The 13,879-nt window shown below is 43.3% G+C and carries 12 protein-coding genes; 7 read left to right on the top strand and 5 right to left on the bottom strand.

From position 1 onward, the window contains the following. Nucleotides 1–23 precede the first annotated feature (23 nt). Nucleotides 24–695 (bottom strand): DUF2306 domain-containing protein, encoded by a 672-nt coding sequence (locus DFR59_RS12665; protein ID WP_158538380.1) that lies wholly within the window; start codon nt 693–695, stop codon nt 24–26. A 167-nt stretch (nt 696–862) separates the two neighbouring features. Here DFR59_RS12665 and DFR59_RS12660 point away from each other — a divergent pair, with 167 nt between their 5' ends. Next, the gene (locus tag DFR59_RS12660) at nt 863–3,535 is read left to right on the top strand and encodes an AfsR/SARP family transcriptional regulator (RefSeq protein ID WP_114746027.1); all 2,673 of its coding nucleotides are present in this window, start codon (nt 863–865) and stop codon (nt 3,533–3,535) included. 71 nt (nt 3,536–3,606) lie between these two features. Here the strand turns inward: DFR59_RS12660 and DFR59_RS12655 are convergent, their stop codons facing one another. Then, nucleotides 3,607–3,927 (bottom strand): DUF3892 domain-containing protein, encoded by a 321-nt coding sequence (locus DFR59_RS12655; protein WP_114746026.1) that lies wholly within the window; start codon nt 3,925–3,927, stop codon nt 3,607–3,609. Nucleotides 3,928–4,084: 157 nt separating this feature from the next. Between DFR59_RS12655 and guaC the strand changes: the two genes are divergently transcribed. Next, nucleotides 4,085–5,068 (top strand): GMP reductase, encoded by a 984-nt coding sequence (guaC, locus tag DFR59_RS12650; RefSeq protein WP_114746025.1) that lies wholly within the window; start codon nt 4,085–4,087, stop codon nt 5,066–5,068. 217 nt (nt 5,069–5,285) lie between these two features. Here guaC and DFR59_RS12645 read toward each other — a convergent pair whose 3' ends face one another. The 3 genes from DFR59_RS12645 to katG all read right to left on the bottom strand — a co-directional run bounded on the left by DFR59_RS12645 (nt 5,286) and on the right by katG (nt 8,876). After that, nucleotides 5,286–5,993: a DNA alkylation repair protein gene (locus DFR59_RS12645; protein WP_114746024.1), complete on the bottom strand. Its 708-nt coding sequence runs from the start codon at nt 5,991–5,993 to the stop codon at nt 5,286–5,288. Between the two features lie 64 nt (nt 5,994–6,057). Then, nucleotides 6,058–6,597 (bottom strand): GNAT family N-acetyltransferase, encoded by a 540-nt coding sequence (locus DFR59_RS12640; protein ID WP_114746023.1) that lies wholly within the window; start codon nt 6,595–6,597, stop codon nt 6,058–6,060. 65 nt (nt 6,598–6,662) lie between these two features. After that, nucleotides 6,663–8,876 carry a catalase/peroxidase HPI gene (gene katG, locus DFR59_RS12635; RefSeq protein ID WP_114746022.1) on the bottom strand — a complete coding sequence of 738 codons (2,214 nt, stop codon included), beginning with the start codon at nt 8,874–8,876 and terminating at the stop codon, nt 6,663–6,665. Between the two features lie 262 nt (nt 8,877–9,138). On the opposite strand from katG, the gene DFR59_RS12630 reads away from it, so the two are divergent. From DFR59_RS12630 to DFR59_RS12610, 5 genes are read left to right on the top strand one after another with little or no spacing between them, the layout of a single operon-like run. Further along, entirely contained in the window at nt 9,139–9,696 is a 558-nt protein-coding gene (locus tag DFR59_RS12630) for an RNA polymerase sigma factor (RefSeq protein ID WP_245948482.1), read from the top strand. Then, entirely contained in the window at nt 9,689–10,435 is a 747-nt protein-coding gene (locus DFR59_RS12625) for a hypothetical protein (RefSeq protein ID WP_114746021.1), read from the top strand. Before DFR59_RS12630 ends, DFR59_RS12625 begins: the two co-directional genes overlap by 8 nt. A gap of 1 nt (nt 10,436) precedes the next feature. After that, on the top strand, nt 10,437–11,321 hold the full coding sequence (locus tag DFR59_RS12620; protein ID WP_114746020.1) for an ABC transporter ATP-binding protein: 885 nt from the start codon (nt 10,437–10,439) through the stop codon (nt 11,319–11,321). Beyond that, entirely contained in the window at nt 11,318–12,580 is a 1,263-nt protein-coding gene (locus DFR59_RS12615; RefSeq protein ID WP_114746019.1) for an NfeD family protein, read from the top strand. The genes DFR59_RS12620 and DFR59_RS12615 overlap by 4 nt, the downstream gene beginning before the upstream one ends. 12 nt (nt 12,581–12,592) lie before the next feature. Continuing rightward, nucleotides 12,593–13,732, top strand: coding sequence for a hypothetical protein (locus DFR59_RS12610; RefSeq protein ID WP_114746018.1), 1,140 nt, complete (start codon nt 12,593–12,595; stop codon nt 13,730–13,732). Nucleotides 13,733–13,879: the final 147 nt, after the last annotated feature.

Genomic DNA, 13,879 nt, shown 5'->3' with positions numbered 1-13,879 from the left:
CTTCCTTTCTATTGGCGGCGCCTTTAAAGTGCCGGATATTGTCTGCGGCCAGATGGTATAGATTTTTTCTTTTTCTTCCGGAAAAAATACCATTCAACGACCGCTAAGTTCGTAATCCAGCACATCCAGGAAGCAATCCCCATGGCTTCTTGAATGTCTATATGGAAAAGCAGCGTGAACGGAAGCAGATAGAGACGGAATGAAGCAAATGCCAGGGTCACCGCATAGCTTCTGATCATCCATTTCTGATGCAGGCTGAACTTCTTCTGGAAAATTCTCATCATGGCAACAAAAGTCGTCGCAATCCAGCAGACATCCAGCATAAAAAATCCCGTTTTAGCAGTGATTCCGCCACTGGCATACCAGCTTAAATAAAGCCCAACTAATCCAGCCAATCCAATCGAAGTGATATAGATATACCCGAGCTTCCGGTGCCCACCTGCGTTTTTTCCTGTCGGCCTTCTAATAAATTGGAACGGTCCCGTCAAAAGCGCGATGGTGCCAAAAATAATATGAACATACAAGATTACGAGCCAAGGCTTGAACGGGAAGTTAGGCAAGTGCATTTTCCCATCGACCGCCCCTGCTGTTTTTGGGTCTAAAACAACATATTGTGTGACAATGTATCCTAAAAACAATAAAAGGATGAAAAATAATGCGATCCATCCTGCTGCAGCCCATTTGCTTTTTTTCATAAACTCACTCATTTCTTAAATTGATGAATGCTGCACGATCTCGGTCTGTGCATTTTCATCTTAAAGCATCGTTCTTTCAGATTTCTTACAGTTACGAGTGAATTTCTTACATGATATAATATGGTCAAAAATACTGGAAAACTTTTCATGAAGATGAGGGGAAGAATATGGGGAAATTGGCCTCCCAACTTGCGATACCTAAAATGGGAATGAGTTTTGAACGTCCAGACAAATTTTCTATGCTCGACCAGGCATTCCATCGACCGGTGATGAGTATTACAGCGCCAGGCGGGTTCGGGAAGTCTGCATTGATTTCCAACTATTTGCTGTGTCGTGCACGGCAAGCCTTTTGGTTCAATTTTGCCGAAAAAAAATGGTCCCTGGAGGAATTCGTCTATCTTTTAGCAGATGGCCTTGGAATTTCAGGTGATGAAGATGAAGTTCTCCACATCCAACTTTCCATTTTAGAGTCCATTGCCTATTGGGAGAGTCCACTATCCATCGTTTTGGATGATTTTCACAACAATGAATCAGCTGAAATCCCGGCATTCATCCATCAGCTCATACAGCACGCTTCCTCTTCTGTCAATGTAGTCATGCTAAACAGTACGAAGCCCGATTTTCCACTGACAAGACTGAAAATCCAAAACAAATTAGTGGAGTGGAACGAGCAGGAACTTCAATTTACAAAAGAGGAGACCGCCTCTTTTTTTCAGCAGGAAAATAGATCGCTGACAGCTGCCGAGTTGGATTTCCTGCACAAAAAATTAGGCGGGTGGCCAGCTGCTCTTTCACTGCTCGCAGCATCGATAAAAGGACCGGTTCCTATTTCTTCAGAAATCCTTTTGAAGCATGCCCCATTCAAAGAACTATTTGAAGAATTTGAGCCATTTTTGAAAGACGCTGATGACACAGAATTAGCTGTCCTGTATCATTCAAGCCTCATTCATGAACTCGATCCACAAGTCATGGTGGAATTAGGCATTGATTATTCTCTATTAGAAGAAATCTGGCTGAACAGGACTTTTATCCGTCAAATGGACAATGCCCAATCCTATATTCCGATATTCCGCGACTACCTGTACCAAAAACTCACATCATTTATCGGAAAAAGGCCATTGCGCCACATGCATGAAGCAGCAGCAAAGATTTACGAACGCGGTTATCAGTATTATTTTTCATTCGCTCATTTCCTGGCCGCTGGTCATTTTGAAGAGGCTGCCCGTCTGATGCAAAAAATGATGAACATGTATACACCGGAACAGTTTCTTCTTCTGCTTGATGGATCCCTGGAAGAAATCTGTCCTGCTATCTCCACAGCAGCCTTTTCCCTTTTTCTATTCAGATGCGTACCGATCGCGCTGCTGAGAAGCTACATTGAACCGATCAGGACTTCTCTTGTAACCAATCAATCAGAGGCAATTCCCTTTTATAAAATTCTACTGCGGCATCGATTGGGATTAATCTTGTTTTACAGCGGGGAGATTGAGGAAGCGAAGGAATTGTTCACGGAGTCGCTGAAAGAAAGCAGAGAAGCTGGCAGCCACGACTTGATTTCCGTGAACCTGTCACTCATTGCCCAATGCTGCCGGTTTACTGGAGAAATAGAAGAAGGAATCCAATTTGCAAGAATGGCATTGACGAATGCAGAGCAATACAACACCGTGGACAGCCGGATGCATTCTTCCTGGATATTGACTGAACTGCTGCTGGAAAAGAAGGAACTTGCCCTTGCTGAGCCATTACTGAAAGATCTCGCTCGACTCGCCGAGGAATATGCGGACGAAGGCGCCAAAGTCTATCCCCTGATTGCCATGGGGAAATATTATCGACTGACCGGTGAGTTAAAAAAAGCAATGGAATGCACAGAATCCGGGATTGCCAGGGCTGAAAAATTCATGCTCGATACAGACCTTGGATGGGGATACATGGAGCTCGGGTTGATTCACTTGGAAATGGGTGAAAAAGAACGGGGTGAAGAACTTTTAAAGAAATCTCAGAAATATTTTGCCCATTATCGCTATTTCAACGGGCTGCTTCAAACTTTCATTAACCAGATCAATTCCGTAAAAGACACAGTTTCAGCCCCAGTTGAACGAACTGCTTCAGGGTTATCCGTCTCCCTCCTTGGGAATTTTCAACTCATGCAAAATGGAAATGAAATATCCCTCAAGCGCAAATCGAGCCTGCGGCTAATGGTATATCTGGCTGCTCAATACGGACAAAAAATCCCAAAGGACCGGCTGTTAGAGGATTTATTTCCTGACGGCAGCTACCATTCACAGACCAACCGCTTTTATGTATCCCTATCGGGGCTGCGAAAATCATTGGAGCCTGACGCTGCTTCAGGAAGACAGTCCAGGTATATCATCCAGACTGGGGAAAGCATTTACTTCGATGATCAGTACTGCGACATCGATTTAAAAAGGTTCCATTCGCTCATCAAGGCGCAAGCTCCTTCACAGGAAGCGAAAATAGCCAATTTCTTAGAAGCAGAGACCCTATATAAGGGCGATCTTTTGAAGGAATTCCCTTATGAATCATTCCTTGAACCCATTAGGGAACAGACGAAAAGGTCATTTCTCGATATCCTCGAAGAAATCGGTTACTACTATTGGTCCATTGAGGAGTATTCGAAAGCCCAAACGAGATTCGACCGCATCCTTCAAATGGACGAATACAACGAACCGATTTATTGGAAATACCTGCGGAGCCTGCTCGATAAAGGGTTCATCAAGCAGGCAAAGGATATCGCCGCTTCCATGGAGCAGAAGTTCGAAATAGAGATGGGTGTGCCAGTTAAGCAAAAGCTTCAAACATTATTTGATTCCTATAAATGAGAAAAACCTCCTGCTGAATAGGAGGTTTTTTCATTTAGAATCGAGCATTAGTACTCGACTATTTATGCTCACTAAAACTCCGGCAAGTGATCCAGGTTATTTTCCTTGATGCCGTCCGGCTCGCTCCGTATGATATCCCTGCCATACTTATGAAATACATCAATATGCGCAAGCTTTCCTGCCTTAGCTTCTTCCAGTGCAGTGATGTAATCCAGCTCACGGCCAGTATCGGTCTTAAAGGCAATGATGTCATCATCTCGATTCTTCCTTACGGCGACAATCTCCTCCACACCCGGCTGTTTGTTCTCCACGGCTTCATTTAGACTTTGCTCTGCTGCTTGATGTTTGTATTCGATATAAATATTCTCGAAATCTTTATTTTCATTTTCCATGTCAGCACCTCCCGAACATACGTTTAGTTTGTGTATCCCTTTTTGAATTATGCGGTCAATTCTTTTTGACAGGGAATTTGTAATGGTGTATATTTCTAATAGACGAACATTATTAATTAACTTATAAAAAATATTCGTATTTTAGGAGTGTTTTTTCATGGAAAACGTTTTCGATTATGAAGATATTCAGCTAATTCCGGCGAAGTGTGTAGTCAACAGCCGTTCTGAATGTGATACAAGTGTGACTTTTGGCGGCAGGAAATTCAAGCTTCCGGTAGTGCCTGCCAATATGCAAACCATCATTGATGAAAAGATTGCCGTCTATATGGCTGAGAATAATTACTTTTATATCATGCACCGATTTGAACCTGAGAAGCGAAAAGACTTTGTGATTGAGATGAAAAATCGCGGATTGTATGCATCCATCAGTGTCGGCGTAAAAGAGGAAGAATACAGCTTCATTCAACAACTGGCTGAAGAAAATCTCGTACCCGAGTACATCACCATCGATATCGCGCACGGCCACTCTAACGCTGTGATCAATATGATTAAACATATTAAAAAGCATCTTCCGGACAGCTTTGTCATTGCCGGAAACGTCGGTACGCCTGAAGCAGTCAGGGAATTAGAGCATGCCGGGGCTGACGCCACTAAAGTTGGCATCGGACCAGGCAAAGTCTGCATTACGAAAATCAAGACAGGATTCGGTACAGGCGGCTGGCAGCTTGCGGCTTTACGCTGGTGTGCAAAGGCAGCAACGAAGCCGATTATTGCAGACGGCGGCATCCGTACACATGGCGATATCGCTAAATCCGTTCGATTCGGCGCCTCTATGGTCATGATCGGATCCCTATTTGCAGGACACGAGGAATCTCCTGGGACAACAATTGAAAAAGACGGGAAGCTTCATAAGGAATACTTCGGATCTGCATCGGAATTCCAAAAAGGCGAACGAAAGAACGTCGAAGGAAAGAAATTGTACGTTGAGCACAAAGGTGCACTTGAGGATACACTGATTGAAATGGAGCAGGATCTTCAATCATCCATTTCTTATGCAGGCGGTACAAAATTGGAAGCCATCCGTACGGTGGATTATGTAGTAGTTAAGAATTCCATTTTTAATGGGGATAAAGTTTATTAATGAAGGCTCTTTACTCAAAATTTGTTATTTAACAATTAAAGCAGGTTATGCAATCAAAATAACCTATTTAGCTAGAAAAGAGCCTGGATACTACCTTTCAACGCTGAAAACAGCTAATTTCGTGTTAAAATCGGCAGTTAGATTTTAACAACAATGTTTACGAAAACTGCCTTAGTAAAAAAGGGAAAGCATTGTGCTTTCCCTTTTTTGCGTTCGTTCAGCAGATGCACGTTTTCTTCTTGGCACCGAGCTTTCCTCTCTGCTCGATTTTTTTGATGTAGTCAACAGCCAGCGGGACTTTACAGGCTGTGTTCCCAACATCAACGTTTACCTTGCCAATATGGCGAGCGACTTCGATCACTTCTTCCGTCAACGGCAGGACCGAGCCCCCTACACAAATCAGAAAACAGTTCATCGCATAGCGGGCACGATTTTTCTCTTCATGGATGGTGTTTTTGATTCGTACAAGCAGACTTCGGATTTCTTCAAAATCCAACTCGTCATCAGGGGTGATAGTCACATAATTCGCATAGGTGCTCCAGCCGCACGCAGCGATCATTTCTTCTTCTGAATCTATCCATTCCATCGCCAATTCCATGGCAAATGGACTTTCAGCCGCAGCACCTGCCACAGTATATTCCGCAATCATGTGCCAATAGGCTTTCTGCACCCACTCCTGCAGCTGTTCTTTTGTCAGTTGAGAAGGATTCACCGATAATCCAGCTAAGTACATGGCATCGGAATTGCCTGTATTGTATAAATCCTGCACCAGTTCCTGATCTTTTTTTACTGATTTCACAAGCTTTTTCATATCGCCAATTTTCACGCCAAAAAGAGGCTCAGCTGCCCCGTGGCGCATAAAGGTTTTCTTGGTCTGTTCCGATCCCATTGCCTCTAACTTTTCCATTACTTCTTGAAGCGTCATGATTCCATTCCCCCTCACCCTTTTCTACTAGTAGTTTCTAGGATTTTGGCAAGAATCCTCTTTTTTACCTCAAAGTGCTGAGGGTGATCCGCCAGATCATATGGTGGAGTCCTTTTCCCCAAAAATCTTTCAATAAGTAATCGGGTTCTCCAAATTTCCTTTTCCAGACTTTTTGCGCCCTGGCATACCCGCTGTCGAGACAGAATGCCGACATTCCTTTACCAGCTAAAACAGTATAAATTTCATTCAATAGCCTATTTCCAATCCCTTTTCGCTGAAAATCTGGATGAACAAATACTGTCCCTACTTCCACAATAGATTGAAACTCATTGTTTGTGTGGAGAAGAATCAATTCGCTGGGAGGGCCATATTCTATCGAACCAACTATTTTATCTTCTACCTCCGCAATTAAGAAATAGCGGTTCAGCCCTTTGCTTTCAAAATCCTTGTCGAGGTATTGCTTCTTTGTATGTATCTCTTCTTGGATATCCTCCATCATATGCCCGATTCCCTCTTTGGAAAAAGTGTCGCTTATCACGAGTTGAAAAAATACATGGAGTTCTTTTTCATCCTCTTTGGCGGGTCTTCTAATTTTCACGTACATATTTATATCCTTTCATTTAAAAAGCCTGCATCCCGGCTGGGAGCAGGCTCGAATCAATTTGACCGTTATCTTAAATCAAAACGATCAGCGTCCATGACCTTTACCCAAGCAGAGACAAAGTCACGTACAAATTTCTCTTTATTATCATCCTGTGCATACACTTCAGCCAGTGCACGAAGTTCAGAGTTTGAACCGAATACTAAATCAAAGCGGGTAGCTGTCCGCACCACTTCACCTGACTTGCGGTCGCGTCCTTCATACAGGTTGAATTCTGCACGCTTCCACTCTACTCCCATATCTAGGAGGTTAGCAAAAAAGTCGTTGGATAGTGTGCCTACCTGATCGGTGAATACTCCGTGCTTTGTATCTCCATGGTTAGTCCCGAGCACACGCAGACCACCGACGAGGACCGTCATCTCAGGAGCAGTCAAACCTAAGAGCTGTGCCTTATCCACCATCATTTCTTCCGGGCTAGTGGAGTATTCTTTTTTCTGATAGTTGCGGAATCCATCTGAAACAGGCTCCAAGACATCAAAGGACTCTGCGTCGGTCTGCTCAGCAGATGCATCACCACGTCCAGGCGAAAATGGAACAGTAATTTCAAATCCGGCGGCTTTTGCAGCTTTCTCAACCGCTGCACTTCCGCCAAGTACAATCAAGTCAGCAAGGCTCACTTTTTTATCGAGTCCGCTTTGAATATCTTCGTAAACGCCAAGGACCTTCTCAAGCAATTCCGGTTCATTGGCTTCCCAGTCTTTTTGAGGAGCGAGACGGACGCGCGCTCCATTTGCACCGCCGCGCATATCTGATCCGCGGTAAGTGCTTGCCGAAGCCCAGGACGTTTTTACGAGTTCACTTACTGTGAGGCCTGAGTTAAGGATTTTTTCTTTCAGGCTGGCAATTTCCTCATGCGACAACTCATAGTCGACAGCTGGAACCGGGTCCTGCCAGATCAGTTCTTCTCCAGGCACTTCTGGACCTAAGTATCGTACTTTTGGGCCCATGTCTCGGTGCAGCAGTTTAAACCATGCACGAGCAAAGGCATCGGCAAACTCATCCGGATTTTCATAGTAGCGGCGTGAAATCTTCTCATAATCCGGGTCCATACGCAAAGCCATATCAGCTGTTGTCATCATGGTCTTCACACGGACCGATGAATCTTCCGCATCCGGCGCCATATGCTCTTCAGTCATGTCGACAGGAGCCCATTGATAAGCTCCTGCAGGACTCTTCGTCAGCTCCCACTCGTAACCGAAAAGAAGATCGAAGTACCCGTTATCCCATGTAGTCGGATTCGATGTCCAAGCCCCTTCAACACCACTGGAAATTGTATCGCGGCCTTTTCCGCTTCCATAAGAGCTGATCCACCCCAACCCTTGCGTTTCAAGCGTCGCTGCTTCCGGGTCATCCCCCACTAGAGAAGCATCGCCGGCACCATGCGCTTTACCAAATGTGTGGCCGCCTGCGATGAGCGCTACCGTTTCTTCATCGTTCATGGCCATTCTACCAAATGTATCTCGAATATCACGGGCGCTTGCAAGCGGATCAGGCTTCCCGTTCGGACCTTCAGGGTTTACATAAATAAGCCCCATCTGAACGGCAGCAAGCGGATTCTCTAAATCGCGGTCCCCGGAATAGCGGTTGTCTGCAAGCCATTCTTTTTCAGAACCCCAATAGACATCTTCCTCAGGGTGCCAAACATCTTCACGTCCTCCGGCAAATCCGAATGTCTTCAGCCCCATGGATTCAAGAGCCACATTCCCTGTCAGGACAAGCAAATCTGCCCAAGAGATTTTGTTTCCGTATTTCTTTTTGATCGGCCATAGGAGGCGCCGTGCTTTATCAAGGTTGACGTTGTCCGGCCAGCTGTTCAGCGGGGCAAAACGCTGGGATCCAGTAGAGCTGCCGCCGCGTCCGTCCGCCGTGCGGTATGTACCTGCAGCATGCCAAGACATACGGATAAAGAATGGACCATAATGGCCATAGTCAGCAGGCCACCAATCCTGGCTGTCCGTCATTAACTCGTGCAGATCTTTTTTCAATGAATCGTAATCCAATTTCGAGAATTCCTCGCGATAGTCGAAATCCTCCCCCATTGGATTTGATTTCTTATCATGCTGGCGGAGAACACCCAAATTCAGCTGGTTTGGCCACCAGTCCTTATTCGTCGTTCCACCAGGAGCTGTCGTCGTTGTAATAGCACTATCTTTGTGATGAGTGACAGGGCATTGCCCCGCAGAGGTATGTTCCTTTTGGTCTGGTCTATCATTCATTTCCATTTCCCATACTCCTCCCTATTTAAGCAATCAATCTCTTACAAATTAAATAGTGTGATAATTTCGATAATTATTATCAACTCTTATTATAGTGGACGGGAAGAATCTTTAAAAGTCTGAAGCTTCTTTTAGGGAGAAGTTTTTTGGGACACAGCGTCCCACACCCCTCTTGTTTGAAATGTTTTTTAGAGGATAATTGAAAATATGTTATTTTTTTAAAACTTTTTTCCATCTGCTTACGAATATATAGATAGAAGGCAGTGAGATGATGATCAAAGAAGAACGATGGATAAAGAAAATCAAGAAACATGGGAGCCAGGATGCGGCCAATAAGCTGATTTCATATTATTATCGTGAAATCTACAGCTTCGTATTTAAACAAACAATCGACTCGGAACTTTCCTTGGATTTAACCCAGGAAATCTTTATTAGTGTGCTGCAGTCCATGAAACATTTCGACTCCAACAAAGCCTCTTTTCGGACATGGCTTTATAAAGTTGCCTCCAACCGGCTCGTAGATTATTTTCGATCCAAAAACTATCATTATCAGAAAATGACTGAATCACTTGAAGAACATGATTATGAAAACTATGAAGATTTCACATTCCGGCTTGATTTCAAAGAGGGTGTTGAAATGGTTGCCTCCATCGTCGGCAGGATGGATATGAAATGGCAGCAGATTGTCCGCTTGAAGCTTTTCGGGGAATATACACTCCCTGAAATCGCAGAACTGCTGGAGACCCCGCTTTCCACCGTAAAAACACGATACTATGCCGGAATTAGATACATTCAAAAAGAAATGGAGGTGCATGTTGATGCGTAGACAAAAATTCCATATCCCCATGCCAGATGATGAAACAGTAAAAAATGAAGTCCGCTCCATTACCCGTTTGGGATTGAAACAGAAGGAGCCTTTTTTCCCTTACATGCTTCGTATCGGAAAGGTGCTGGGGTTCAAGTATCTTTTCACCAATACCCGCGATGGGATGCTTTTGACGATTTCAACACTGATTGCCGTCATTTTTTTCCTGAATACCATTTCGGATGCGCCAGACATCTATGGAGCGGTTTTTTTAATCTCGCCTCTTCTGTTCATGTCCCTCTCTCTTTATGAGCTTTATATGAAGAAGCAGAATGCCACATTCGAAGTGGAAATGACAGCAAAATACAATCTTTATCAGATTTCTGCTTTTCGCATGCTGCACTTCAGCATATTATCGATAGCAGGCAATACCATCAGTTTTCTCCCGGTTGTATGGAAAGACAGCTCCCTTGAATTTTTTACATTGTTTATGATTTCAACAACCTCCTTGTTTATTTTTGCGATTGTCTTTCTATTCGTCTATACCAAAAAACGGTCAGGTTTGACAGCAAACCTTATCGGCATGGGCTGGATTTTAGCCAATATCGGTCTTCGGCTCATCAACGCCAATGGGTACAATCATTTCTTGATGTCTTTACCGGCGATCCTCTACGGAATTGTACTTATTGGCAGTGTGATCATTTATTTGTATTACCTTAGCAAACTGATTCGAATGAATGTTCAGGAAGGAGCTTTATAATATGCTGATTGTAAAAGATACAGGGAAAAGATATGGTTCATTCAACGCTTTGCGGGAAATCAATCTTGAATTTGGCTTCGGGATATATGGTCTGCTTGCTCCCAACGGGGCGGGAAAAACCACATTGATGAAAATGCTCGCCACCTTGATTTCGCCTACAAGTGGTGAAATCCTGTATAACGGAAGTGATATCTATGAACTCGACGAATCTTATCGTGACATTCTCGGGTACTTGCCGCAAAACTTCGGGTTCTATAAGCATTACTCCCCTAAGCAATATTTAATGTATCTCTCTGCCTTAAAAGGAATTGATAAAAAAACAGCTGCTGGGCTAATCACTGATCTCCTGGAGAAAGTGGCCCTATCTGATGTCGCTAATAAAAAAATGAGGAAATTTTCCGGAGGGATGATTCAGCGGGTTGGGATTGCACAGGCCTTATTGAATGACCCGAAAATACTGATTTTGGACGAGCCTACTGCCGGACTGGATCCCAAGGAACGAGCCCGTTTCCGCCAGCTATTGACCTCCCTTTCCAGGGACCGCCTGATCATCATTTCCACACACATCGTGTCGGATATTGAGTCGATTGCCAATCAAGTCATCATGCTTAAGCATCAGGAGATTCTTTTTAACGCTCCTCCGCAATCCATCTGCAAAACACTGGATGGAAACATCTACGAAACCGTGATAGGAAACCAAGAACTGGAAGCATTTCGCCTGAAGTATACTCTTCTGGGAGAGAAGCAGGAGCTAGGGAATGTACGCGTTCGCTTTGTCCATAAGGGAGAGCAGCAAATGCATTGGATGCCGGTCTCGCCAAATTTGGAGGATGTATTCTTATACGAATATCGGGATGATTTAAGCGGGGATTCGTACGTATTATGAGAATCATTTTTTTAGAAAGCAAAAAGGCACTCACTTCCCCCATCATCATTGGATTACTGCTGCTGTTCACCGCCTGGAACTTGTTTATTATCTTTGATTCTTCAAGCTTTAATAGGGAACTTTCCATTATCAATAAAATCGCCGGGGATTTTGGGGTGAAAATTACGGACGGCTCTCTCTCAAGACTTAATGAAGAACTGAAGATGGAGCTCTCCCAATTGAACGCCATCACCAAAAAACAAACAGGCAAAACCTTTAAAGATACTGATGATTTTTTTAGACAATTAACATACGAAAACCAGGATACATACACTTCTGAACTGCAGCGGTCTTTCAATGATCTCAGTATAAAGCAGATGTACCTGCAGCAGGCAGAATCATTTGATAAAAGATATGAAGCAATCAATATTCAAAAAATCGGCGAAGGGCAAATCGCTGGATATCATCTTAGCGGTTCTGCTGCCGAAATGCTCAGAAAAGAATACTCGAAACTAGCGGATCGCTTTGAACAACTAAAAAAGAGGAAAGAATACAAGAGTTGGTTTTTCGCAGGAAAGCCATTCGCCATGCACAGCCTGTTATTTCGAACTATCTTCCTGCATATTTTGATAGAATCCTTGATCTTGATCGTTCTTTCTACAGCCCTGATCAGTAATTTTGAATTTGAAAATAGAACCCAGCTCGTTGCATTTTCTTCAAAGCGGGGCAGAAAACTAATGACTGATAAGCTCTTTTCATCCTTCATCACCAGCACCACTATTTTCTTTATCCTTCTAGCAGCGACCCTTGGGCCGTATTTTACCGTTTTTGACTACAGCCATTTATGGAGCAGCTCCATAAACAGCGGACTTAATTGGGAATTTCAATTGCCTTATCTATCCTGGTGGAATTTCTCCCTGTTGGAGTACATGATTCTGGCCATAGTGGTTTCATACATCTGTATGCTATTGTTCATGCTTTTTGTCTTCAGCTTATCTGTAGTGCTAAAAAACAGCTATTACACTTTTATCCTTTTTGCAGTCATCTTCATTGCACTATTTATCCTAGCCGGGTTTATACCTGGTTCTTCTATCCTGTTCATTATATCTAACTATAATCTATCCACACTCTTCTTGAATCCTCACCAATGGTGGATGGCGAGCAGCGGATTGATGATGTTTAAATATTACGAAGTGGATACCCTTGCAGCATGGACAATCATCTACGCAATCGGCTGCTATGCTGCCTTGAAGACATTTTCGAAACAGGACATCTCATAAGGAGAATTAAATATGTACATTTTATTATTGGAAATTAAAAAAATATTGAATTGGAAAACTCTTCTTTCGATGATTTTTGTCAATGTGATTCTCTACTATTTTTTGATAGATTTTGAAATTAAACAATTCCCCAATGGAAGACCAGCTCTGGATTCCTATCGAATCGGGGTGGAAATGGTCAAAGATTACGGACCAGGAATGAATGAAGCGGAAAGAGCGGATTTTAAGGAAAAATATCTTCACGAGGTTTCGAAGGCAGACAGGCTCATTCGCGGCAGAGAAGATTTTAAAGCGGCTGGAATTCATTCCTACAAAGACTTTCAAAACATTAATATGGATGATGAAGAGAAGATGAAAATCCACGATAAAGTTTTCTTTAACGAAGGATTGAATTTGTTCTGGGAACTTCAGGAACGGGAAAGTTTATTAGACTTTCACGAACATCAAACAGAAATCCTCGATAATGAATTAAGCCGGGCGGATTCATCCGGAAAAATATTGATAAACGAATTGAAAAAATCGGGCCAGTTCAGCCTTTATCCTGAACAATCTCTGATGAATTTTGAAGCAATCATCAAAAATATCGCCATTGCGATTCTGATTAGTGTGGTTATGGTCGTTTCCCCTATCTTTCTTCAAGATAAAATCAAGCATATAAGAGATTTGCAATATCCTTCAAAAATCGGAAGGAAACTATTCAAAAAGAAATTCGCGGCTGGCGTAATTTCTTCACTGATTGTCATGACTGGTTTGATGGCAGTCTATATGAAAATCTATTCATCAAACAACCCGTCGGTCTTTTTCGATGTACCATTAAATTCATTTGTTGGACCTTTGTATTGGCATCACCTGACCTTCTTCCAATACATCCTGCTTTCCATAATCGCCATTTATCTATTAGGGTTGGTTATTGCAGCCATATCCATGCTCGTCTCAAATTTGGCCCCCAGCTTCATCGTCTTGATTGGGCTGCAGGTAATCATTACCTTGATCGTGCTCATCTTTGGATTAAAGTATATGCTCGGCCTCATCCTTGCAATGGTGCTGCCCATCTGGCTTGTGCCCGTATGCTACATTTTGGTCATCGCACTGACCGTCATCTCCACAGCCATCATGTGGACCAAAGAAAAAAAATCAGACATCCTCATCTAGCTGGGACATGGGGACTGCGTGGGACGCGGGGACAGGTTCCATAGCCGTCAAGTTAACAAGAAAAAATAGGTACGTAAACCAGTGATAGTAAGAAAACCCTATGACTATTCAAAATTTTTCCATATATAGACGACTTGAATGAAAGCT

The sequence above is a fragment of the Falsibacillus pallidus genome (assembly GCF_003350505.1).
In the GTDB taxonomy this organism is placed as follows: domain Bacteria; phylum Bacillota; class Bacilli; order Bacillales; family DSM-25281; genus Falsibacillus; species Falsibacillus pallidus.
This window is presented reverse-complemented; position numbering and strand designations above follow the sequence as displayed.